Raw genomic sequence first — 25,310 nt, forward strand, 5'->3', positions numbered from 1 at the left:
TTATGCCTCGTAAAGGATCAGTACCTAAAAGAGACGTATTACCAGATCCAATTCATAACTCAAAGTTAGTAACTAAATTAATTAACAAAATTATGTTAGATGGTAAACGTGGAACAGCACAAAGAATTCTTTATTCAGCATTCGACTTAGTTGAACAACGCAGTGGTCGTGATGCATTAGAAGTTTTCGAAGAAGCAATCAACAACATTATGCCAGTATTAGAAGTTAAAGCTCGTCGTGTAGGTGGTTCTAACTATCAAGTACCTGTAGAAGTTCGTCCAGAACGTCGTACTACTTTAGGATTACGTTGGTTAGTTAACTATGCACGTCTTCGTGGTGAAAAAACGATGGAAGATCGTTTAGCTAACGAAATTTTAGATGCAGCAAATAATACAGGTGGTGCCGTTAAGAAACGTGAGGACACTCACAAAATGGCTGAAGCAAACAAAGCATTTGCTCACTACCGTTGGTAAGATAAAAGCTTTTACCCTGAGTGTGTTCTATATTAATGATTTATCATTAAGCGTTCATGCTTAGGGCATCGCCATATCTATCGTATTTATTCAGTAATATAAACTGGAAGGAGAAAAAATACATGGCTAGAGAATTTTCATTAGAAAAAACTCGTAATATCGGTATCATGGCTCACATCGATGCTGGTAAAACGACTACGACTGAACGTATTCTTTATTACACTGGCCGTATCCACAAAATTGGTGAAACACACGAAGGTGCTTCACAAATGGACTGGATGGAACAAGAACAAGACCGTGGTATTACTATCACATCTGCTGCAACAACAGCAGCTTGGGAAGGTCACCGTGTAAACATTATCGATACACCTGGACACGTAGACTTCACTGTAGAAGTTGAACGTTCATTACGTGTACTTGACGGAGCAGTTACAGTACTTGATGCACAATCAGGTGTTGAACCTCAAACTGAAACAGTTTGGCGTCAGGCTACAACTTATGGTGTTCCACGTATCGTATTTGTAAACAAAATGGACAAATTAGGTGCTAACTTCGAATACTCTGTAAGTACATTACATGATCGTTTACAAGCTAACGCTGCTCCAATCCAATTACCAATTGGTGCGGAAGACGAATTCGAAGCAATCATTGACTTAGTTGAAATGAAATGTTTCAAATATACAAATGATTTAGGTACTGAAATTGAAGAAATTGAAATTCCTGAAGATCACTTAGATAGAGCTGAAGAAGCTCGTGCTAGCTTAATCGAAGCAGTTGCAGAAACTAGCGACGAATTAATGGAAAAATATCTTGGTGACGAAGAAATTTCAGTTGCTGAATTAAAAGAAGCTATCCGCCAAGCTACTACAAACGTAGAATTCTACCCAGTACTTTGTGGTACAGCTTTCAAAAACAAAGGTGTTCAATTAATGCTTGACGCTGTAATTGATTACTTACCTTCACCTCTAGACGTTAAACCAATTATTGGTCACCGTGCTAGCAACCCTGAAGAAGAAGTAATTGCGAAAGCAGACGATTCAGCTGAATTTGCTGCATTAGCGTTCAAAGTTATGACTGACCCTTATGTTGGTAAGTTAACATTCTTCCGTGTGTACTCAGGTACAATGACATCTGGTTCATACGTTAAGAACTCAACTAAAGGTAAACGTGAACGTGTAGGTCGTTTATTACAAATGCACGCTAACTCACGTCAAGAAATCGATACTGTATACTCTGGAGATATCGCTGCTGCGGTAGGTCTTAAAGATACAGGTACTGGTGATACTTTATGTGGTGAGAAAAATGACATTATCTTGGAATCAATGGAATTCCCAGAGCCAGTTATTCACTTATCAGTAGAACCAAAATCTAAAGCTGACCAAGATAAAATGACTCAAGCTTTAGTTAAATTACAAGAAGAAGACCCAACATTCCATGCACACACTGACGAAGAAACTGGACAAGTTATCATCGGTGGTATGGGTGAGCTTCACTTAGACATCTTAGTAGACCGTATGAAGAAAGAATTCAACGTTGAATGTAACGTAGGTGCTCCAATGGTTTCATATCGTGAAACTTTCAAATCATCTGCACAAGTTCAAGGTAAATTCTCTCGTCAATCTGGTGGTCGTGGTCAATACGGTGATGTTCATATTGAATTCACACCAAACGAAACAGGCGCAGGTTTCGAATTCGAAAACGCTATCGTTGGTGGTGTAGTTCCTCGTGAATACATTCCATCAGTTGAAGCTGGTCTTAAAGATGCTATGGAAAATGGTGTCTTAGCAGGTTATCCATTAATTGATGTTAAAGCTAAATTATATGATGGTTCATACCATGATGTCGATTCATCTGAAATGGCCTTCAAAATTGCTGCATCATTAGCACTTAAAGAAGCTGCTAAAAAATGTGATCCTGTTATCTTAGAACCAATGATGAAAGTAACAATCGAAATGCCTGAAGAATACATGGGTGACATCATGGGTGACGTAACATCTCGTCGTGGACGTGTTGATGGTATGGAACCACGTGGTAATGCACAAGTTGTTAACGCTTATGTACCACTTTCAGAAATGTTCGGTTATGCAACATCATTACGTTCTAACACTCAAGGTCGCGGTACTTACACTATGTACTTCGATCACTACGCTGAAGTTCCAAAATCAATCGCTGAAGATATTATCAAGAAAAATAAAGGTGAATAATATAACTTGTTTTGACTAGCTAGCCTAGGTTAAAATACAAGGTGAGCTTAATTCTAAGCTATCATCTTTATAGTTTGATTTTTTGGGGTGAATGCATTATAAAAGAATTGTAAAATTCTTTTTGCAATCGCTATAAATGATCTTCTCATGATGGTGAGAAACTATCATGAGAGATAAATTTAAATATTATTTTTAATCAGAATAGGAGAGATTTTATAATGGCAAAAGAAAAATTCGATCGTTCTAAAGAACATGCCAATATCGGTACTATCGGTCACGTTGACCATGGTAAAACTACTTTAACAGCAGCTATCGCTACTGTATTAGCTAAAAATGGTGACTCAGTTGCACAATCATATGACATGATTGACAACGCTCCAGAAGAAAAAGAACGTGGTATCACAATCAATACTTCTCACATTGAGTACCAAACTGACAAACGTCACTACGCTCACGTTGACTGCCCAGGACACGCTGACTACGTTAAAAACATGATCACTGGTGCTGCTCAAATGGACGGCGGTATCTTAGTAGTATCTGCTGCCGACGGCCCAATGCCACAAACTCGTGAACACATTCTTTTATCACGTAACGTTGGTGTACCAGCATTAGTAGTATTCTTAAACAAAGTTGACATGGTTGACGATGAAGAATTATTAGAATTAGTAGAAATGGAAGTTCGTGACTTATTAAGCGAATATGACTTCCCAGGTGACGACGTACCTGTAATCGCTGGTTCAGCATTAAAAGCTTTAGAAGGCGATGCTAAATACGAAGAAAAAATCTTAGAATTAATGGAAGCTGTAGATACTTACATTCCAACTCCAGAACGTGATTCTGACAAACCATTCATGATGCCAGTTGAGGACGTATTCTCAATCACTGGTCGTGGTACTGTTGCTACAGGCCGTGTTGAACGTGGTCAAATCAAAGTTGGTGAAGAAGTTGAAATCATCGGTTTACATGACACATCTAAAACAACTGTTACAGGTGTTGAAATGTTCCGTAAATTATTAGACTATGCTGAAGCTGGTGACAACATCGGTGCATTATTACGTGGTGTTGCTCGTGAAGACGTACAACGTGGTCAAGTATTAGCTGCTCCTGGTTCAATTACACCACATACTGAATTCAAAGCAGAAGTTTACGTATTATCAAAAGACGAAGGTGGACGTCACACTCCATTCTTCTCAAACTATCGTCCACAATTCTATTTCCGTACTACTGACGTAACTGGTGTTGTACACTTACCAGAAGGTACTGAAATGGTAATGCCTGGTGATAACGTTGAAATGACAGTAGAATTAATCGCTCCTATCGCGATTGAAGACGGTACTCGTTTCTCAATCCGTGAAGGTGGACGTACTGTAGGATCAGGCGTTGTTACTGAAATCATTAAATAATTTCTAATTTCTTAGAATTTATATAAAAGAAGATCCCTCATTTGAGGGGTCTTTTTTTGCTTTTTAGAATACGTATACATAATCAAATATAAAATATTACTCCACACTTAATATTTATAATAAATCGCTAGTGTTAAATGTGACTGAATAATTAAGTAACTAGATAAAAATAAGATGCGCTTTATTTTATCTGTTAAAATAAAACACATCTTAAAGTCTTTTATATTTGGTTAACTTTTAAATACGTGTTCTAGTTCTAATATTTTTAAGAAAACTGAAACACCATATTTCAACGACTTTTCATCGATATCAAACTTTGGATTATGATGTGGTGCTGTAATACCTTTACTTTCATTACCACATCCAGTTAAGAAAAAGGCTCCAGGTCTAACTTTTAAATAATGTGAAAAATCTTCCCCAATCATCATTAAATCTGATTCATTAAAGCGTAAATGTAAGTCATTCGTTGCTGTTTTAATAACATTATATGCATTTTCGTTATTATGAACTGGTAAATAACCTTTAATATAATTCAAGTCATATTCAATATCGTTTGCAATTGCTAAGCCCTGTAGTAATTTATCCATTTTCTGCATTACATGTTCTTGAATACTTGAATCAAAAGTACGAACTGTCCCTTTGCAAAATGCTTGATCTGGGATAACACTATCTGATGTACCTGCTTGAATCATACCAAATGAGAGTACGGCTTGTTTTACTGGATCAATGGTGCGAGATATAATTTTTTGTGAACTCAAGATGAATTCTGCCATGATTACAATTGGGTCAATCGTTTCATGTGGTTTTGCGCCATGTCCACCACGACCTTTAATAGTGACACTAAATTCATCAGGTGATGCCATAATAGCGCCCGCGCGTGAATGAATGGTACCCGTAGGATAACCACTCCATAGATGTGTTCCATATATTTTGTCTACATTTTCTAAACATCCAGCGTCAATCATTTCTTGTGAGCCACCTGGCATTATTTCTTCACCATATTGGAATATTAATACAACGTTCCCGTTCAATAATTGCTTATGTTCATCTAGTATTTCTGCTACAGTCAATAACATAGCTGTATGCCCATCATGGCCGCAAGCATGCATGCATCCAGGATTTTTAGATTTATAAGGAACATCGTTTAATTCCTCGACAGGCAATGCATCAAAATCTGCTCTCAACGCAATTGTAGGACCATCACCATTGCCTTTAAATGTTGCCTTAATACCATTGCGTCCAATAGGTGTTTCGATATCACATGATAGTTGGCTTAATTGGTTAACAATATAATCATGTGTTTGGAATTCTTCAAATGACAACTCAGGATATTGATGTAAATACCTTCTCAGTTGAATGGTTTTATTTTCTTTGCTATTCGCTAATTGAAACCAATCTAACACCTTAATCACTACTTTCTCAAAATATTGATTATAGTATAACATTTAATGAATTCATCATTCCAAATGATTGCTTTAACACATTTGTCATTAAATGATAAGGCTTTCAAGTTTATTGAAATTACTGTATGATTAAGTTATTACCTAACAATACTAAAGGGGGATTACACACTGTGGTTCAATCATTACATGAGTTTTTAGAAGAAAATATAAATTATCTAAAAGATAATGGTTTGTACAATGAAATTGATACAATTGAAGGTGCAAACGGACCAAAAATTAAAATCAATGGGAAATCGTATATTAACTTATCTTCAAACAATTACTTAGGACTAGCAACAAATGAAGATTTAAAAAATGCTGCTAAAGCTGCAATTGACTCACATGGTGTAGGGGCTGGTGCTGTTCGTACAATCAATGGCACTTTAGATTTACACGATGAATTAGAAGAAATATTAGCAAAATTTAAAGGAACTGAGGCTGCGATTGCATATCAATCAGGTTTTAATTGTAATATGGCGGCTATTTCAGCTGTAATGAACAAAAATGATGCGATTTTATCTGATGAGCTTAATCATGCATCTATTATTGATGGATGTCGTTTATCTAAAGCTAAAATTATTCGAGTTAACCATTCAGATATGGATGATTTACGTGCTAAAGCTAAAGAAGCTGTTGAATCAGGTCAATACAATAAGGTGATGTATATTACTGATGGCGTATTTAGCATGGATGGTGATGTGGCAAAATTACCTGAAATTGTAGAAATTGCTGAGGAATATGGTTTATTAACATATGTTGATGATGCTCATGGTTCAGGTGTAATGGGTAAAGGTGCTGGAACAGTTAAACATTTTGGTTTACAAGATAAAATTGATTTCCAAATTGGTACATTATCTAAAGCGATTGGTGTCGTTGGTGGTTATGTTGCAGGTACAAAAGAATTAATCGATTGGTTGAAAGCTCAGTCTCGACCATTTTTATTCTCAACATCATTAGCACCTGGAGATACTAAAGCAATTACAGAAGCAGTTAAAAAATTAATGGCATCAACTGAATTACATGACAAGTTATGGGACAATGCCAAGTATTTAAAAAATGGTTTGTCAAAATTAGGATATAATACGGGTGAGTCTGAAACACCAATTACACCAGTGATTATTGGTGACGAAAAAACAACACAAGAATTTAGTAAACGATTAAAAGATGAAGGCGTTTATGTTAAGTCTATCGTATTTCCAACTGTGCCAAGAGGTACTGGACGCGTTAGAAATATGCCAACAGCAGCACATACAAAAGAAATGTTAGACGAAGCAATTGCAGCTTATGAAAAAGTTGGAAAAGAAATGAATTTAATTTAGTATCACTCCAGTAGAAACTCACGAAAATATAGCGTGGGTTTCTTTTTATTTTAATAATACAGTGAAAAGATTTTAAATTTTCAAGAAATCATTTAACAAGGTTTAAATAGCTTTTTAGATTTAATAATATCAAATGCTCATAGAAAAAGTTAAGTAAGCTGAGATGAAGTTTAAAGCTGATTCATTGCTATAAATGTTTAGTGAGCGTATTATTTGTCTATACCAATATTAAATATAGAGAGAAAGTAGGAATTAACTATGACACAAGATGTAAATAATTTAAGTAAGCAACCAACACCAGATAAAGCAGAAGATAATGCGTTTTTCCCTTCACCATATTCATTAAGTCAATATACTGCGCCAAAAACGGATTTTGATGGTGTAGAACATAAAGATGCATATAAAGAAGGCAAATGGAAAGTTTTAATGATTGCTGCAGAAGAAAGATATGTGTTGTTAGGAAATGGCAAAATGTTCTCAACAGGTAATCATCCAGTCGAAATGTTATTACCTTTACATCATTTGATGGAAGCTGGTTTTGATGTTGATGTTGCAACTTTATCAGGTTATCCTGCTAAATTGGAACTATGGGCAATGCCGACTGAAGACGAAGCAGTAATCAGCACATATAACAAATTAAAAGAAAAATTAAAGCAACCTAAAAAATTAGCTGACGTAATCAAAAATGATTTAGGTCCAGATTCTGACTACTTATCAGTATTTATTCCGGGTGGACATGCTGCAGTTGTTGGTATTTCAGAAAGTGAAGATGTTCAACAAACATTAGATTGGGCATTGGAAAATGATCGATTTATAATTACATTATGTCATGGACCAGCGGCACTACTTTCAGCAGGACTTAACAGAGATAAATCTCCATTAGAAGGATATTCTGTTTGTGTCTTCCCAGATTCACTAGATGAAGGTGCAAATATTGAAATAGGATACTTACCTGGTCGTTTAAAATGGTTAGTTGCTGATTTATTAACTAAACAAGGATTAAAAGTTGTTAATGATGACATGACAGGTAAAACTTTAAAAGATCGCAAGCTACTTACAGGTGACAGTCCGTTAGCTTCAAATGAATTAGGCAAATTAGCAGTTAATGAAATGTTAAAGGCTATTCAAGATAAATAATTGTTTATTGATTAAAAGAGTTTCTCATTTTTATGAGAGCTCTTTTTTTATGCTGATTTTTAAGGCATGACTTGTAAAATAGTATCCAATACGAGTATGATTTAAGAAAACGCTTACGATAATAGAAGTGGTTAAAAGAGATTCGGGGGAAAGAAAATGTCTTATAGTATTGGAATAGATTTCGGAACTGCATCAGGGCGTGTATTTTTAATAAATACAGCCAATGGTCAAGTTGTTTCAAAATTTGTAAAAAATTATACACATGGTGTAATTGAAAATGAACTCAATGGTTTAAAAATACCACATACATATGCATTGCAAAATAGTAATGATTATCTAGAAATCATAGATGAAGGTATAGCGCATTTAATAACTGATTCCAAAATAGATCCAGCTAAGATTGTTGGTATTGGTATAGATTTCACCTCATCTACTGTTATCTTTACTGATAAGAATCTTAATCCTATTCATAATTTAAAGCGATTTAAAAATAATCCACATGCTTATGTAAAATTATGGAAACACCATGGCGCATATAAAGAAGCAGAAAAATTGTATCAAACAGCATTAGAAAACAAAAATGAGTGGTTGGGACATTATGGTTATAATGTGAGCAGTGAATGGATGATTCCCAAAATTATGGAAGTTATGAACCAAGCACCAGAAATTATTGAGAAAACAGCTTATATTATGGAAGCGGGAGACTGGATTGTTAATAAGTTAACTAATAAAAATATACGCTCAAATTGTGGACTAGGATATAAATCATTTTGGGAAGAAAATGTAGGATTTCATTATGATTTATTTGATAAAATTGATCCCAAGTTGTCTGAAGTGATTAGAGAAAAAGTGTCTGCGCCTATCGTAAATATTGGTCAAACTGTAGGGAAAATATCTGAAAATATGGCCCGAAAATTAGGATTGTCAAAAGAAACGATGGTAAGTCCGTTTATCATTGATGCACACGCGAGTTTATTAGGTATAGGATCAGAAAAAGACAAAGAAATGACGATGGTAATAGGTACGAGTACGTGCCATCTTATGTTGAATGAAAAACAACATCAAGTTCCTGGTATTTCAGGTTCTGTTAAAGGCGCTATTATACCAGATTTATATGCATATGAAGCTGGTCAGTCAGCAGTAGGTGATTTGTTTGAATATGTTGCTAAACAATCACCTAAATCATATGTTGAAGAAGCAGAAAAAAGAGGTATTACAGTTTTCGAATTAATGAATGAAAAAATTGAACATCAACTACCAGGAGAAAACGGAATTATTGCACTTGATTGGCATAATGGAAATCGAAGTGTTTTAAGTGATAGTAATTTAACAGGATCTATCTTTGGTTTGACTTTACAAACAAAACACGAAGATATTTATAGAGCGTATTTAGAAGCAACTGCGTTTGGAACAAAGATGATTATGCAACAATATCAAGATTGGCATATGGAAGTGGAGAAAGTATTTGCATGTGGTGGCATACCTAAAAAGAATGCAATTATGATGGATATATATGCCAATGTTTTAAATAAAAAATTAGTCGTTATGGACAGTGAATACGCACCAGCAATAGGTGCTGCAATACTAGGAGCTGTTTGTGGTGGAGCACACAACTCTATACATGAAGCTATTGATGCGATGAAAGAGCCAATATTATACGAAATAGAGCCGGAAACGGAGAAAGTGCAACGATATGAACAATTATTCAAAGCATATAAGTCATTACATGATATTCATGGTTATAAAAAGGCTAATATTATGAAAGAAGTTCAACAGTTAAGAAATATGTGAGCATATCTTTAAAACAGTTAAATTTAATAAGTATATAATCATTTATTCTTATAAAAACATTTATGAAAGTTGAAATTTGTAAAAACACTATTTCAATAAAACAGTTGTATATGTTTATGTGCATGTCATATATACAAGAAAGCGCTTTTATATTATAATTAATGTGAAAATGAATATTATGTCCATACATGATGGACTTAGGCTATATAGAAGAGACAAAGGAGATATTTCTATGAAAAAAATTATGATAACTGGTGCATTAGGACAAATTGGCACTGAATTAGTTGTTAAATGTAGAGAAATCTATGGTACAGACAATGTTCTTGCTACAGATATTAGAGAGCCTGAAGCAGATTCTCCAGTTCAAAATGGACCATTTAAAATTTTAGATGTTACAGACCGTGATCGTATGTTTGAGTTGGTTAGGGACTTTGAAGCTGACAGTTTAATGCATATGGCTGCTCTATTATCGGCGACTGCAGAGAAAAATCCAATTCTTGCATGGGATTTAAATATGGGTGGCTTAATGAATGCTTTAGAAGCAGCAAGAACATATAACTTACATTTCTTTACGCCAAGTTCAATTGGTGCATTTGGAGACTCAACGCCTAAAGTTAATACGCCACAAGTTACAATTCAACAACCTACTACCATGTATGGTGTTAATAAAGTAGCTGGAGAATTGTTATGTCAGTATTATTTTAAACGTTTTGGTGTGGATACTAGGAGCGTAAGATTCCCTGGTTTAATTTCTCATGTTAAAGAACCAGGCGGTGGCACGACCGATTATGCAGTCGAGATTTACTTTAAAGCAGTGAGAGATGGTCATTATACAAGTTTCATAGATAAAGGAACATATATGGACATGATGTATATGGATGATGCGATCGATGCAATAATTAAATTAATGGAAGCTGACGATGCTAAGTTAGAAACTCGAAATGGTTATAATTTAAGTGCAATGAGCTTTGATCCTGAAATGGTAAAAGAGGCAATACAAGAATATTATCCAGAATTTAAGTTAGATTATGATGTAGACCCAATTAGACAAGGTATTGCAGATAGTTGGCCGGATTCTATTGATACTAGTTGTTCACGTGGTGAATGGGGCTTTGATCCAAAATATGATTTAGCAAGCACGACAAAATTAATGTTAGAAGCTATCGAACAAAAAGATAATACTAAAATTAATAACTAATTAATTCCACGTATTATAATACACGTTATATCATTTTAAATTACTCTTTATTTAAATAAACTATTGCATGATTTCTTATTTGTCTTCTTATAGACAATGGATTTATAGGTGTAGTTCATTTTTAAATAAAGAGTTTTTTGTATTTAAAAGATATTATTAAAACACAGATTACTTGTTTCTATGAAATTAATACGTTTATACTAAAAGATATAGGCTTTCTGAAAAAGTGTTAATTAATTTTGAATTTTTAGAAAATTTATTGAACAGTAAATTAGGGATTGTTATAATTTAAGTTAAACAAATTCTTAAACTATATTATTAGGAGGCAATCATCATGTCACAACCAGTTAAAGTTGAATTACGCGAAACATTAAAAGAAAAACCTGATACATCTCAATTAGGATTTGGTAAATATTTTACTGATTATATGTTGAGTTATGATTATCATGCAGATAAAGGATGGCATGATTTAAAAATTGTGCCTTATGGTCCGATTGAAATTTCACCAGCTGCGCAAGGTATTCACTATGGACAATCAGTATTCGAAGGTTTAAAAGCATATAAAAAAGATGGAGAAGTAGCTCTTTTCCGTCCTGAAGAAAACTTTAAACGTCTAAATAACTCATTAGCGCGTTTAGAAATGCCTCAAGTTAACGAAGCTGAATTGTTAGAAGGTCTTAAACAATTAGTTGATCTGGAAAGAGAATGGGTACCAGAAGGAGAAGGACAATCTTTATATATTCGTCCATTCGTCTTTGCTACAGAAGGTGCACTAGGCGTAGGTGCGTCACATCAATATAAACTACTAATTATTTTATCACCTTCAGGCGCATATTATGGTGGTGAAACTTTAAAACCAACTAAAATCTATGTTGAAGATGAATACGTACGTGCTGTTCGCGGTGGTGTAGGTTTTGCAAAAGTTGCTGGTAACTATGCAGCAAGTTTATTAGCGCAAACGAATGCAAATAAATTAGGCTATGACCAAGTATTATGGCTTGATGGTGTTGAACAGAAGTATATTGAAGAAGTTGGTAGTATGAACATTTTCTTCGTTGAAAATGGTAAAGTGATTACACCAGAATTAAATGGTAGTATTTTACCAGGTATTACTCGTAAGTCTATTATCGAATTAGCTAAAAACTTAGGATATGAAGTTGAAGAGCGTCGCGTTTCAATTGATGAATTATTTGCGGCATATGATAAAGGCGAATTAACAGAGGTATTCGGTAGTGGAACAGCAGCAGTTATTTCACCTGTTGGTACTTTAAGATACGAAGATCGTGAAATTGTAATTAATAATAATGAAACTGGTGAAATTACTCAAAAATTATATGATGTTTACACTGGTATTCAAAATGGCTCTTTAGAAGATAAAAATGGTTGGAGAGTCATCGTACCTAAATATTAATCGAAAATTAAATATGATCATGACAACAATATATAAAAGTTAATCATGACCAAAATCCCTTTCAATTAAGCGAAGCATGGTAACAAAGTAAAGTTTACAATGATTATTGTTTAGCATTGAAGGGGATTTCACTTATTATATTAAAAAAAGTAATCACAAAACATTGCGTCTGCGTGTTCATTTTTCGCAAAAGCAACAATCATCTTAGATTAAGCACAATACGAATAAATAAACAGGAGTATTGATATTAATGGAATGGATATTATTTGATAAAGATGGAACTTTAATTGAATTTGATAGAAGTTGGGAAAAAATAGGCGTAAGATTTGTAGAATCGTTACTAGATACATTTCCAGTACAAAATAAAGAAGAAGCACTTAGACAATTAGGTGTTATTAAAGAGTCTATTGATCCAAAATCAGTAATGGGATCTGGTTCATTACAGCAAATTATAGCGGCATTTAATGATGTGACAGGACAAGATACAACTGAATGGTCAAAGTCGACAAGTCAAAAACTTGTAGATGAACGAATTCCTGAAATTAATTGGGTAGATGGTGTTGAGGAAACACTTCAAAAGTTGAAATCACGAGGATACAAACTAGGTGTTGTAACGAGTGATACTAAAAAAGGTGTAGAGCAATTTTTGGCTCATACGAATGCAACATCATTATTCGATATTATTATCTCGACAGAAGCCCATGCCTATGAGAAGCCCGATCCTAAAGTTTTAGCACCATTATTTGATAATCATCAAGTGGCGCCTCATCAAGTGGCTATTGTAGGTGATACGGCCAACGATATGAAAACAGCTAGCAATGCAAATATAGGGATGGCAATAGGTGTATTAACAGGTGTAGCAACTAAAGAGGAATTGCATGAAGCGGATGTAATTTTAAACAGTGCGAAAGATATTTTAGAAGTATTAAAATAAAAAGAAAGACATAGTGTAAATGCAGAACAATGTACGCATAGAAATTCAATATGGTAATAGATGATTTCTATGGAATATACATTAAAGTAAAGCATTTATACTATGTCTTAAATCTTTTATCGCGTATCTACTTGACGATATGTTTGTATAATACGTGATATTTTATCAATTATAGGATTTAATGAATCAGGATTTTCGTGAATATCATATTCATTGATATTGATACGTACAACGGGACATGCATTAAAGTTATTAATCCAATCATCATAACGTTTAAATAATTTTTTCCAGTATTCAGGATCTGTATTCATTTCCATTTCACGACCACGTTCAATAATTCGGTCAATAACTTCATCGTAATCACATTCTAAGTAAATTAATACATCTGGCTTTGGAAAATAAGGTGTCATGACCATGGCATTAAATAAGTCAGAATATGTTTTGAAATCATCTTGACTCATTGTACCTTCTTCTTCATGCATTTTTGCAAAAATATCCACATCTTCATAAATCGAGCGGTCTTGGACAAAGCCTCCACCATATTCAAACATGCGTTTTTGCTCTTTAAAACGTTCTGCTAAAAAATAAATTTGTAAATGAAAACTCCAACGTTCAAAATCACTATAAAATTTAAACAAATATGGATTGTGATCTACATTTTCAAAAGAAGTTTTAAAATTCAATTTATCAGCAAGTGCTTTTGTTAGTGTCGATTTACCAACACCAACAGTACCTGCAATGGTTATAATGGCATTTTGTGGAATACCGTAATTATTCATTTGTAATATCTCCTATCATAGGTAATATAATATGTAGTATATCTTCATAATCTTGCTCGTTTTTTAGAAAATCAATAGAAGTTGTATCAATTAAAACAACGTTCGCACCATTATTTTGTAATGAATCATAATATTCACGATAGTCCTTTTTTAACTTTAAAAGATACTCATCTTCTATTTGGTGTTCGAAACTACGATTTCGTTTAGCGATTCTTGCTTTTAACACATCAAGGTCTGCATCTAAAAAGATAATCATATTCGGCATAATCATATCTTCTGTTAAAATATCATAGATTTTACTAAATTTTTGAAACTCAGTTTTATTTAAAGTATTTTTAGCAAATATCTTATTTTTATGTATATGATAATCACTAACAACGCCTTGATTGAGTTGTGTTACATCTTGAAATTGTTTATATCTATTACATAAAAAGAACATTTCAGTTTGAAAACTCCATTTAGAGATATCTTCATAAAAGTCTGATAAAAATGGATTTTCAGTGATAATTTCTTTTTCTTCATAAAAATCTAAAGTTTGACTTAGTTTGTGTGCAAGTGAAGATTTTCCTACGCCAATAGGTCCTTCAATTGCAATAAAAGGTTTGTTCATATTCACATCTCCAAATGTTAAAATAGACATTGAGTATTGTACCATAAGTGAGGTATCTGGACATAAATGACAAATGATATATATTTTATGACGTTAGCGATAGAAGAAGCTAAAAAAGCTGCACAATTAGGCGAAGTGCCTATAGGTGCCATCATTACTAAAGATGATGGAGTTATCGCTAGAGCACACAATTTAAGAGAAACACTTCAACAACCAACAGCACATGCTGAACATATTGCAATTGAACGTGCAGCAAAAGTATTAGGTAGTTGGCGTTTGGAAGGCTGTACATTATACGTAACCTTAGAACCTTGTGTTATGTGCGCAGGTACGATTGTAATGAGTCGTATACCAAGAGTAGTTTATGGTGCAGACGATCCAAAAGGTGGTTGTAGTGGTAGTTTAATGAACTTATTGCAACAGTCTGATTTTAATCATCGTGCAATTGTTGATAAAGGTGTACTTAAAGAAACATGCAGTACGTTATTAACAACATTTTTCAAAAACTTAAGAGCCAATAAGAAATCCACCAAGTAGACGATAGTACATACTAATTAAAATTTGTTAGAATTACATTATAAGATAAATTAATGACAATATAAATGTAAATAGAAAAGTATGTGCGCTGAGAATATTTTTTGAATTTCATAACATGATTTTAAAATAACGAAACGAGGTAACATAATGATAAAATTAATAGCCACAGATATGGATGGTACACTTCTAAATGCAGCACATGAAATTTCTCAACCTAACATTGATGCAATTAAATACGCACAAGAACAAGGAATAACAGTCGTAATTGCGACTGGTCGAGCTTTTTATGAAGCACAAGCACCTGTTGCAGATACGGATTTAGTAGTACCTTATATTTGTTTGAATGGTGCAGAAGTACGTGATGAAACATTTAATGTAATGAGCACATCACACCTTAATAAATCATTAGTACATAAGATTACTAAAGTATTAAAAGATGCAGATATTTATTATCAAGTATACACGAGTCGAGCAATTTATACGGAAGATCCTCAAAGAGATTTGGAAATTTATATCGATATTGCTGAACGTGCAGGTCAACATGCAAACGTTGAACGTATTAGAAATGGTATTCAAAGACGCATCGATAATGGTACGTTAAAAGTCGTTGATAATTATGATGCGATTGAAGATATACCTGGCGAGTTAATTATGAAAATTTTAGCATTTGATGCAGATTTAGAAAAAATAGACAAAGCGAGTAAAATTTTAGCTGAATCTCCAAACTTAGCAGTATCATCGTCATCAAGAGGTAATATCGAAATTACACATTCAGATGCTCAAAAAGGCATAGCATTAGAAACGATAGCTGAAAGATTAGGTATTGAAATGAAAGATGTTATGGCCATAGGTGATAATTTAAATGACGTATCAATGTTAGCTAAAGCTGGCTACCCAGTTGCTATGGAAAATGGTGCTGATGAAGTAAAAGAAATTGCAAAATATATCACAGATACTAATGAAAATAGTGGTGTAGGTAAAGCTATCATGAAATTATTGCGTGAACAACAAGATTAATAAAAAAGAGGGGTCAATCATGAAAGGATTAATAATTATTGGAAGTGCACAAGTGAACTCACACACAAATGCACTAGCAACATATTTAACAGAACATTTTAAAACACATAATATTGAAGCGGAAATATTTGATTTAGCTGAAAACCCATTAAATCAATTAGATTTTTCTGGAACAACTCCTTCTGTAGATGAAATTAAACAAAATATTAAAAATTTAAAAGATAAAGCAATGGCGGCAGATTTTTTAATTTTGGGTACACCAAATTATCACGGTTCATATTCAGGTATTTTAAAAAATGCACTAGACCACTTAAATATGGATTATTTTAAAATGAAGCCAGTAGGATTAATTGGTAATAGTGGAGGAATTGTAAGTTCAGAGCCACTGTCACATTTAAGAGTTATTGTCAGAAGTTTGTTAGGTATTGCTGTACCAACTCAAATTGCGACACATGATTCTGATTTTGCAAAAAATGAAGATGGTACTTATTATTTAAACGATAGTGAGTTCCAATTACGTGCGAGATTATTTGTCGACCAAATTGTATCGTTTGCACATAATAGTCCTTACGAACATTTAAAATAAAGCGAGTAAATAAAATAAGAAAATACGCATTGTATATTCAGGTATGTAACTTTTAAGTCTAACTTGAGAGATGTTTGCTTTGAGGTGGCATACCTTTTTTTATTCATTTTTTTGTATAAAAGTACAAAAACAAATAGGTTTATCTTTGGTAATTGAGAGCAATGTTATTTAATTAAATACAATGTAGTGTTGAATTGAATATGCAAATGAATTAAAAATATCATTAAAAATAATATACAACTAATTTAAATCAATCTAAGAAAATAAATATTAAAAATAGCGCGGTCTTAAAAGGTTTTTAATTAAATTATTAAGTAAAAATGCATTATAAAATAAAGAAAAATAATTAAAGTATTGTACTTTATTAAAAAGTGTATTACGATAGTAAGGCAGAAATTTATATATGCAATTTATTATATTTATCAAATTTTGATATTTTAAAGGAGTATTATTATGAATAATAAAAAGACAACAACAACTAGAAATGGCATGATGCCAAGTAAATTAAACAAGTTTTCAATAAGAAAATATACAGTAGGTACAGCCTCAATTTTAGTAGGTACGACATTAATTTTTGGGTTAAGTAATCACGAAGCAAAAGCTGCAGAAAGCACAAGTGAAGAAATAAATAAGGCGAAAAATGAAGCAACTGGAACAAATGAGAAGCAGGTCAGTGAAAAAGTTGATAGTAGTCAACAAAATGGCAATGTACAAACAAAAACTTCAGAACAGCCTAAAGTAACGATGAGTAATGATACGTCAGTTAAAAAAACTAGTGGAAATACGCAATCACCACAAATCGCTACTGCTAATCAATCTACTACACAAACAAATAATAAAGTAACTACAAATGATAAAGCAGCAACTACATATAGTAACGAATCTAGTAAAAGTAATTTAACACAGGCAAAAGACGTTTCAACTACGCCTAAAACAACGACTATTAAACCAAGAACGTTAAATCGTATGGCAGTAAATACTGTTGCAGCACCACAAACAGGTACAAATGTTAACGATAAAGTTCATTTTTCAAATATTGATATTGCGATTGATAAAGGACACTTAAATAAAGATACTGGTAATACTGAGTTTTGGGCAACTTCAAGTGACGTTTTAAAATTAAAAGCAAATTACACAATCGATGATTCTGTTAAAGAGGGAGATACATTTACTTTTAAATATGGACAATATTTCCGTCCGGGTTCTGTAAGATTACCATCACAAACACAAAATTTATATAATGCTCAAGGTAACATTATTGCCAAAGGTATTTATGATAGTGCAACAAATACAACAACATATACATTTACGAATTACGTTGATCAATATACAAATGTTAGTGGTAGTATTGAGCAAGTTTCATTTGCGAAACGTGAAAATGCAACAACTGACAAAGCAACTTATAAAATGGAAGTAACTCTAGGTAATGACTCATATAGTAAAGATGTCATTGTAGACTATGGGAATAAGAAAACACAACCACTTATTTCTAGTACTAATTATATTAATAATGAAGATTTATCACGTAATATGACTGCGTATGTAAACCAACCTAAAAATACATATACAAAAGAAACATTTGTAACTAATTTAACAGGTTATAAATTTAATCCAAATGCAAAAAACTTTAAAATATATGAAGTGACAGATCAAAATCAATTTGTTGATAGTTTTACACCAGATACTTCAAAACTTAAAGATGTCACTGATCAGTTCGATATTAAATATAGTAATGATAATAAAACTGCTACAGTTGACTTAATGAAAGGACAATCCAGCAGTAATAAACAATATATTATTCAACAAGTTGCATATCCAGATAATACTTCAACTGATAATGGGAAAATTGATTATATTTTAGATACTGATAAAACTAAGTATAGTTGGTCAAATAGTTATTCCAATGTAAATGGTTCTTCTACTGCAAATGGCGATCAAAAGAAATATAATCTAGGTGATTATGTATGGGAAGATACTAATAAAGATGGTAAACAAGATGCCAATGAAAAAGGAATTAAAGGTGTTTATGTCATTCTTAAAGATAGTAACGGTAAAGAACTAGATCGTACTACTACAGATGAAAATGGTAAATATCAGTTCACAGGTTTGAGCAATGGAACATATAGTGTAGAGTTTTCAACACCAACCGGTTACACACCGACAACTGCAAACGCAGGGACTGATGATGCTGTAGATTCTGATGGACTAACAACAACAGGTGTCATCAAAGATGCTGATAACATGACGTTAGATAGTGGTTTCTACAAAACACCAAAATACAGTTTAGGTGATTACGTTTGGTACGATAGTAATAAAGACGGTAAACAAGATCCAACTGAAAAAGGAATTAAAGGCGTTAAAGTTACTTTGCAAAATGAAAAAGGCGAAGTAATTGGAACTACTGAAACTGATGAAAATGGTAAATATCGTTTTGATAATTTAGACAGCGGTAAATACAAAGTTATCTTTGAAAAGCCTGCTGGCTTAACACAAACAGGTACAAATACAACTGAAGATGATAAAGATGCCGATGGTGGCGAGGTTGACGTAACAATTACGGATCATGATGATTTCACACTTGATAACGGCTACTACGAAGAAGAAACATCAGACAGTGACTCCGATTCAGATAGCGACTCAGACTCAGATAGCGATTCAGATTCAGACAGCGACTCAGACTCAGATAGCGACTCAGATTCAGATAGCGACTCAGACTCAGATAGCGACTCAGACTCAGATAGCGATTCAGATTCAGACAGCGACTCAGACTCAGATAGCGATTCAGATTCAGATAGTGATTCCGACTCAGACAGCGACTCAGACTCAGACAGCGACTCAGATTCAGACAGCGACTCAGACTCAGATAGCGATTCAGATTCAGATAGCGACTCAGATTCAGATAGCGACTCAGACTCGGACAGCGACTCAGACTCGGACAGCGACTCAGACTCAGATAGTGATTCAGATTCAGATAGTGACTCAGATTCAGATAGCGACTCAGACTCAGACAGCGATTCCGACTCAGACAGCGATTCAGATTCAGATAGTGACTCAGATTCAGATAGCGACTCAGACTCAGATAGTGATTCAGATTCAGATAGTGACTCAGATTCAGATAGCGACTCGGATTCAGATAGCGATTCAGATTCAGATAGTGACTCAGATTCAGACAGTGACTCAGATTCAGATAGCGACTCAGATTCAGATAGCGATTCCGACTCAGATAGTGACTCCGACTCAGATAGCGACTCGGATTCAGATAGCGACTCAGATTCAGACAGCGATTCAGATTCAGATAGCGATTCAGATTCAGATAGCGATTCAGATTCAGATAGCGATTCCGACTCAGATAGCGATTCTGACTCAGATAGTGACTCAGATTCAGATAGCGACTCAGATTCAGACAGCGACTCAGACTCAGATGCAGGTAAACATACACCGGCTAAACCAATGAGTACGGTTAAAGATCATCACAATAAAGCAAAAGCATTACCAGAAACAGGTAGTGAAGACAATGGTACAAATAACGCTACATTATTCGGTGGATTATTTGCGGCATTAGGATCATTATTACTATTCGGTCGTCGTAAAAAACAAAACAAATAATATGTTTAGCATAACCAGGTCCGTGTGACCTGGTTTTTGTATTTAGTAATACACAGACATAAAAAATGTAAGTAGCAGATACAATTTAATTCGATGTAAAAATGTAAGTGTCTATGAATTAGAAAAGAAAAGTTATTTATTTTACGGTTGAATAATACTATTTTCATGATAATCAAACAAATACTACAAAACTTATAAAAAACCTTATTTAAACTCAAATATTAAATATCGCTTTACGATAAAGAAAAATAATTAAAGTATTGTGCTTTATACAAAAATGTAATACTATATTGATATACATTTTTGTATTTTAAACAATTGTATTATTTAAAAATTTGATGAATTAGGAGTAATCTAATGCTAAACAGAGAAAACAAAACGGCAATGACAAGAAAAGGCATGGTATCTAATCGATTAAATAAATTTTCGATTAGGAAGTACACAGTGGGAACAGCATCAATTTTAGTAGGTACAACATTAATTTTTGGTCTAGGGAACCAAGAAGCAAAAGCTGCAGAAAGTACCAATAAAGAATTGAACGAAGCGACAACTTCAGCAAGTGACAATCAATCGAGTAGTAAAGTTGATAACCAGCAACTAAATCAAGAAGAAAATACTAAAAATGAATATCAAAAAGAAATGGTATCATCGCAAGGTACTGAAAAGACTTCAAATGAAAATAAAACTCAATCATTAGAAAAAGAAAGCGTACAATCTTCTACTGGAAATAAAGCTGAAGTTTCAACTGCCAAATCAGATGAGCAAGCTTTACCAAAATCTACGAATATCTCTTCGAATACTAAACAAACAATAAGTAATCAAGAAGTGTCGCAATCTGATTTCCAAGAGAAAAAGTCAGAGGTAAATGTTCAATCAACTAATGAGGAAAACAAAGATACAGAAGTCAAAACTGCACCAACTACATTAAATGTTAAAAGTGATGCTATAAAGAGTAATACTGAAACTCTTGTTGATAACAATAGTAATTCAAATAATGAAAATAATGCAGATATAATTTTGCCGAAAAGCACAGCGCCTAAACGTTTGAATACAAGAATGCGTATGGCAGCAGTACAACCTTCATCAGCAGACTCTAAAAATGTTAATGATTTAATTACATCAACGACATCTTTAACTGTGGTCGATGCAGATAAAAATAATAAAATTGTGCCTGCACAAGATTATTTATCATTAAAATCTCAAATTTCAGTTGATGACAAAGTTAAATCGGGTGATTATTTCACAATTAAATATTCAGATACTGTACAAGTGTATGGTTTGAATCCAGAAGATATTAAAAATATTGGTGATATAAAAGATCCAAATAATGGGGAAACAATTGCTACGGCCAAACACGATACTGTAAATAATTTAATTACATATACATTTACAGATTATGTAGATCGATTTAATTCAGTAAAAATGGGAATTAATTACTCAATTTATATGGATGCAGATACCATTCCTGTTAGTAAAAACGATGTTGAGTTTAATGTGACTATAGGGAATGACACAACAAAAACTACTGCAAACATTCAATATCCAGATTATGTTACTAGAGATAATAATTCTATAGGTTCAGCGTTTACTGAAACTGTTTCACATGCAGGTAATGCAGAAGATCCTGGTTATTATAAACAGACTGTTTATGTAAATCCATCAGAAAAATCTTTAACAAATGCTAAATTAAAAGTTGAAGCTTATCATAAAGATTATCCTGATAATGTAGGTCAAATAAATAAAGATGTAACTAAAATTAAAATTTATCAAGCGCCAAAAGACTATATTTTAAACAAAGGTTATGATGTTAATACAAATCAGCTAATAGATGTAACAGAACAATTTAAGGATAAGATTACATATGGAGCTAATGACAGTGTCAATGTTGATTTTGGTAACATAAACAATTCTTATGTAGTTGTGGTGGATACGAAATTTGAATATACAACTAGTGAAAGTCCAACACTTGTTCAAATGGCAACTTTGTCTTCTGATGGAAATAAATCAGTTTCTACTGGTAATGCTTTAGGATTCACCAACAACCAAAGTGGTGGCGCTGGTCAAGAAGTATATAAAATTGGTAACTATGTTTGGGAAGATACAAATAAGAATGGTATTCAAGAATTAGGAGAAGTTGGAGTAAAAGGTGTAACAGTGGTTGCTTATGACAACAAAACTAATAAAGAAGTTGGAAGAACAATTACTGATGAAAAAGGTGGTTATTTAATTCCAAACTTGCCTAATGGAGATTATCGTGTAGAATTTTCAAATATACCACAAGGTTATGAAGTAACACCATCAAAGCAAGGAAATAATGAAGAATTAGATTCCAATGGCGTATCTTCAGTGATTACAGTTAATGGAAAAGATAACCTTTCTGCTGATTTAGGTATCTACAAACCTAAATACAACTTAGGCGACTATGTCTGGGAAGATACAAATAAGAACGGTATCCAAGATCAAGATGAAAAAGGTATATCCGGTGTAACAGTTACTTTAAAAGATGAAAACGACAAAATCTTAAAAACAGTAACAACAGATGCTGACGGCAAGTATAAATTCACTGATTTAGAAAACGGTAATTACAAGGTGGAATTTACTACACCAGAAGGTTACACACCGACTTCTCAAAATACAGGTGGAAATGATACTGTAGATTCTAATGGTTTAACTACTACAGGTGTTATTAATGGTGCAGATAACATGACACTAGATAGTGGATTTTACAAAACACCGAAATATAATTTAGGTAATTATGTATGGGAAGATACAAATAAAGATGGTAAGCAAGATTCAACAGAAAAAGGTATATCCGGCGTAACAGTTACATTGAAAAATGAAAATGGAGAAGTTTTACAAACAACTAAAACAGATAAAGATGGTAAATATCAATTTACTGGATTAGAAAACGGAACTTATAAAGTTGAATTCGAAACACCAACAGGTTACACACCAACACAAGTTGGGTCAGGTAGTGATGAAAGTATAGATTCAAATGGTACTTCAACAACAGGTATCATTAAAGATAAAGACAACGATACAATTGACTCTGGGTTCTATAAACCAACATACAACTTAGGCGACTATGTCTGGGAAGATACAAATAAAAACGGTATCCAAGATCAAGATGAAAAAGGTATATCCGGTGTAACAGTTACTTTAAAAGATGAAAACGACAAAATTTTAAAAACAGTTAAAACAGATGCTGATGGTAAATACCAATTCACTGATTTAAATAATGGAACATATAAAGTTGAATTTGAAACACCGGCAGGTTATACACCGACTACTGTTACTTCTGGAAATGATACTGAAAAGGATTCAAATGGTTTAACAACAACAGGTGTCATCAAAGATGCTGATAACATGACGTTAGATAGTGGATTCTATAAAACACCAAAATACAGTTTAGGTGATTACGTTTGGTATGACAGTAATAAAGATGGCAAACAAGATCCAACTGAAAAAGGAATTAAAGGCGTTAAAGTTACTTTGCAAAATGAAAAAGGCGAAGTAATTGGCACTACTGAAACTGATGAAAATGGTAAATATCGTTTTGATAATTTAGATAGTGGCAAATACAAAGTTATCTTTGAAAAGCCTGCTGGCTTAACACAAACAGGTACAAATACAACTGAAGATGATAAAGATGCCGATGGTGGCGAGGTTGACGTAACAATTACGGATCATGATGATTTCACACTTGATAACGGCTACTACGAAGAAGAAACATCAGACAGTGACTCAGATTCAGATAGCGACTCAGACTCAGATAGTGATTCCGACTCAGACAGCGACTCAGACTCAGATAGCGATTCAGATTCAGATAGTGATTCCGACTCAGACAGCGACTCAGACTCAGATAGCGATTCAGATTCAGACAGCGACTCAGACTCAGATAGCGATTCAGATTCAGACAGCGACTCAGATTCAGACAGCGACTCAGACTCAGATAGCGATTCAGATTCAGACAGCGACTCAGATTCAGATAGCGACTCAGATTCAGATAGCGACTCAGACTCGGACAGCGACTCAGACTCAGACAGCGACTCAGACTCAGACAGCGATTCAGATTCAGATAGCGACTCAGATTCAGACAGTGACTCAGATTCAGATAACGATTCAGATTCAGACAGCGACTCAGACTCAGACAGCGATTCAGACTCAGATAGCGATTCCGACTCAGATAGCGATTCAGATTCAGACAGCGACTCAGACTCAGACAGCGATTCAGACTCAGATAGCGATTCCGACTCAGACAGCGATTCAGATTCAGATAGTGATTCCGACTCAGATAGCGACTCAGATTCAGATAGCGATTCAGACTCAGATAGTGACTCCGACTCAGATAGCGACTCGGATTCAGATAGCGATTCAGATTCAGACAGTGACTCAGACTCAGATAGTGATTCAGATTCAGACAGTGAGTCAGATTCAGATAGTGACTCAGAAGTAGGTAAACATACACCGGCTAAACCAATGAGTACGGTTAAAGAGCATCACAATAAAGCAAAAGCATTACCAGAAACAGGTAGTGAAGATAATGGTTCAAATAACGCTACATTATTCGGCGGATTATTTGCGGCATTAGGATCATTATTACTATTCGGTCGTCGTAAAAAACAAAACAAATAATTTGATTGGTATAACCAGGTCCGTGTGGCCTGGTTTTTTATTCTAGAAAATAAAGTGCATAAATTTGGAGATGAACTTTCACGGTATATTTAAATTAAAAATAAGAATACTCCTCTTAAGTATAAAAAATATATCTTTATAAATAAAAAATACTGTAAATGGTGCAATGTTAATAAACGTCTTTATTTAATAGATGTTAATTTAATTCGTCGATGTATTAAAAGTATA

Annotated in this window: 17 protein-coding genes; 14 read left to right on the forward strand and 3 right to left on the reverse strand. The window is 33.6% G+C overall.

What is annotated here, in order from left to right; all coding sequences use genetic code 11:
- Positions 1-2: 2 nt before the first annotated feature.
- From rpsG to tuf, 3 genes are all read left to right on the forward strand, one after another.
- On the forward strand, positions 3-473 hold the full coding sequence (gene rpsG, locus SAMSHR1132_RS02615; RefSeq protein ID WP_001137495.1) for a 30S ribosomal protein S7: 471 nt from the start codon (positions 3-5) through the stop codon (positions 471-473).
- 122 nt (positions 474-595) lie between these two features.
- Complete coding sequence (gene fusA, locus SAMSHR1132_RS02620) at positions 596-2,677, forward strand: elongation factor G (RefSeq protein WP_000090313.1); 2,082 nt, start codon at positions 596-598, stop codon at positions 2,675-2,677.
- Between the two features lie 218 nt (positions 2,678-2,895).
- Positions 2,896-4,080 (forward strand): elongation factor Tu, encoded by a 1,185-nt coding sequence (gene tuf / locus SAMSHR1132_RS02625; protein WP_001040566.1) that lies wholly within the window; start codon positions 2,896-2,898, stop codon positions 4,078-4,080.
- 230 nt (positions 4,081-4,310) lie between these two features.
- Here tuf and SAMSHR1132_RS02630 read toward each other — a convergent pair whose 3' ends face one another.
- Entirely contained in the window at positions 4,311-5,483 is a 1,173-nt protein-coding gene (locus SAMSHR1132_RS02630) for a M20 family metallopeptidase (protein WP_042355870.1), read from the reverse strand.
- Positions 5,484-5,653: 170 nt separating this feature from the next.
- On the opposite strand from SAMSHR1132_RS02630, the gene SAMSHR1132_RS02635 reads away from it, so the two are divergent.
- From SAMSHR1132_RS02635 to SAMSHR1132_RS02660, 6 genes are all read left to right on the forward strand, one after another.
- Positions 5,654-6,841 carry a glycine C-acetyltransferase gene (locus SAMSHR1132_RS02635; RefSeq protein WP_000250811.1) on the forward strand — a complete coding sequence of 396 codons (1,188 nt, stop codon included), beginning with the start codon at positions 5,654-5,656 and terminating at the stop codon, positions 6,839-6,841.
- A 258-nt stretch (positions 6,842-7,099) separates the two neighbouring features.
- Entirely contained in the window at positions 7,100-7,978 is an 879-nt protein-coding gene (gene hchA / locus SAMSHR1132_RS02640; RefSeq protein ID WP_000189894.1) for a glyoxalase III HchA, read from the forward strand.
- A gap of 156 nt (positions 7,979-8,134) precedes the next feature.
- Entirely contained in the window at positions 8,135-9,769 is a 1,635-nt protein-coding gene (locus SAMSHR1132_RS02645; protein WP_000122330.1) for a ribulokinase, read from the forward strand.
- Positions 9,770-10,001: 232 nt separating this feature from the next.
- Positions 10,002-10,967, forward strand: a complete 966-nt coding sequence (locus SAMSHR1132_RS02650; RefSeq protein WP_000723309.1) for an NAD-dependent epimerase/dehydratase family protein — start codon at positions 10,002-10,004, stop codon at positions 10,965-10,967.
- A gap of 334 nt (positions 10,968-11,301) precedes the next feature.
- On the forward strand, positions 11,302-12,378 hold the full coding sequence (locus SAMSHR1132_RS02655) for a branched-chain amino acid aminotransferase (RefSeq protein WP_000082513.1): 1,077 nt from the start codon (positions 11,302-11,304) through the stop codon (positions 12,376-12,378).
- Positions 12,379-12,628: 250 nt separating this feature from the next.
- A complete protein-coding gene (locus SAMSHR1132_RS02660; RefSeq protein WP_000454776.1) occupies positions 12,629-13,312 on the forward strand; it encodes an HAD family hydrolase in 684 nt (227 codons plus the stop codon).
- A gap of 116 nt (positions 13,313-13,428) precedes the next feature.
- On the opposite strand, the gene SAMSHR1132_RS02665 is transcribed toward SAMSHR1132_RS02660, so the two are convergent.
- Positions 13,429-14,091: a deoxynucleoside kinase gene (locus SAMSHR1132_RS02665; protein ID WP_001067251.1), complete on the reverse strand. Its 663-nt coding sequence runs from the start codon at positions 14,089-14,091 to the stop codon at positions 13,429-13,431.
- The gene (locus SAMSHR1132_RS02670; protein ID WP_001039515.1) at positions 14,084-14,701 is read right to left on the reverse strand and encodes a deoxynucleoside kinase; all 618 of its coding nucleotides are present in this window, start codon (positions 14,699-14,701) and stop codon (positions 14,084-14,086) included. The genes SAMSHR1132_RS02665 and SAMSHR1132_RS02670 overlap by 8 nt, the downstream gene beginning before the upstream one ends.
- 66 nt (positions 14,702-14,767) lie before the next feature.
- On the opposite strand from SAMSHR1132_RS02670, the gene tadA reads away from it, so the two are divergent.
- The 5 genes from tadA (at position 14,768) to sdrD (ending at position 25,082) form a co-directional block, all read left to right on the forward strand.
- Positions 14,768-15,238: a tRNA adenosine(34) deaminase TadA gene (gene tadA, locus SAMSHR1132_RS02675; RefSeq protein WP_000180285.1), complete on the forward strand. Its 471-nt coding sequence runs from the start codon at positions 14,768-14,770 to the stop codon at positions 15,236-15,238.
- A 147-nt stretch (positions 15,239-15,385) separates the two neighbouring features.
- Positions 15,386-16,255: a Cof-type HAD-IIB family hydrolase gene (locus SAMSHR1132_RS02680; RefSeq protein ID WP_000593374.1), complete on the forward strand. Its 870-nt coding sequence runs from the start codon at positions 15,386-15,388 to the stop codon at positions 16,253-16,255.
- A gap of 19 nt (positions 16,256-16,274) precedes the next feature.
- Complete coding sequence (locus tag SAMSHR1132_RS02685; RefSeq protein WP_000677254.1) at positions 16,275-16,841, forward strand: NADPH-dependent FMN reductase; 567 nt, start codon at positions 16,275-16,277, stop codon at positions 16,839-16,841.
- 453 nt (positions 16,842-17,294) lie between these two features.
- Positions 17,295-20,447, forward strand: a complete 3,153-nt coding sequence (gene sdrC, locus SAMSHR1132_RS02690) for an MSCRAMM family adhesin SdrC (RefSeq protein WP_001060522.1) — start codon at positions 17,295-17,297, stop codon at positions 20,445-20,447.
- 357 nt (positions 20,448-20,804) lie between these two features.
- Positions 20,805-25,082 (forward strand): MSCRAMM family adhesin SdrD, encoded by a 4,278-nt coding sequence (sdrD, locus tag SAMSHR1132_RS02695; RefSeq protein WP_000934504.1) that lies wholly within the window; start codon positions 20,805-20,807, stop codon positions 25,080-25,082.
- The last annotated feature ends 228 nt before the right edge of the window (positions 25,083-25,310 follow it).

The organism is Staphylococcus argenteus, from assembly GCF_000236925.1.
GTDB classification, from domain to species: Bacteria; Bacillota; Bacilli; order Staphylococcales; family Staphylococcaceae; genus Staphylococcus; species Staphylococcus argenteus.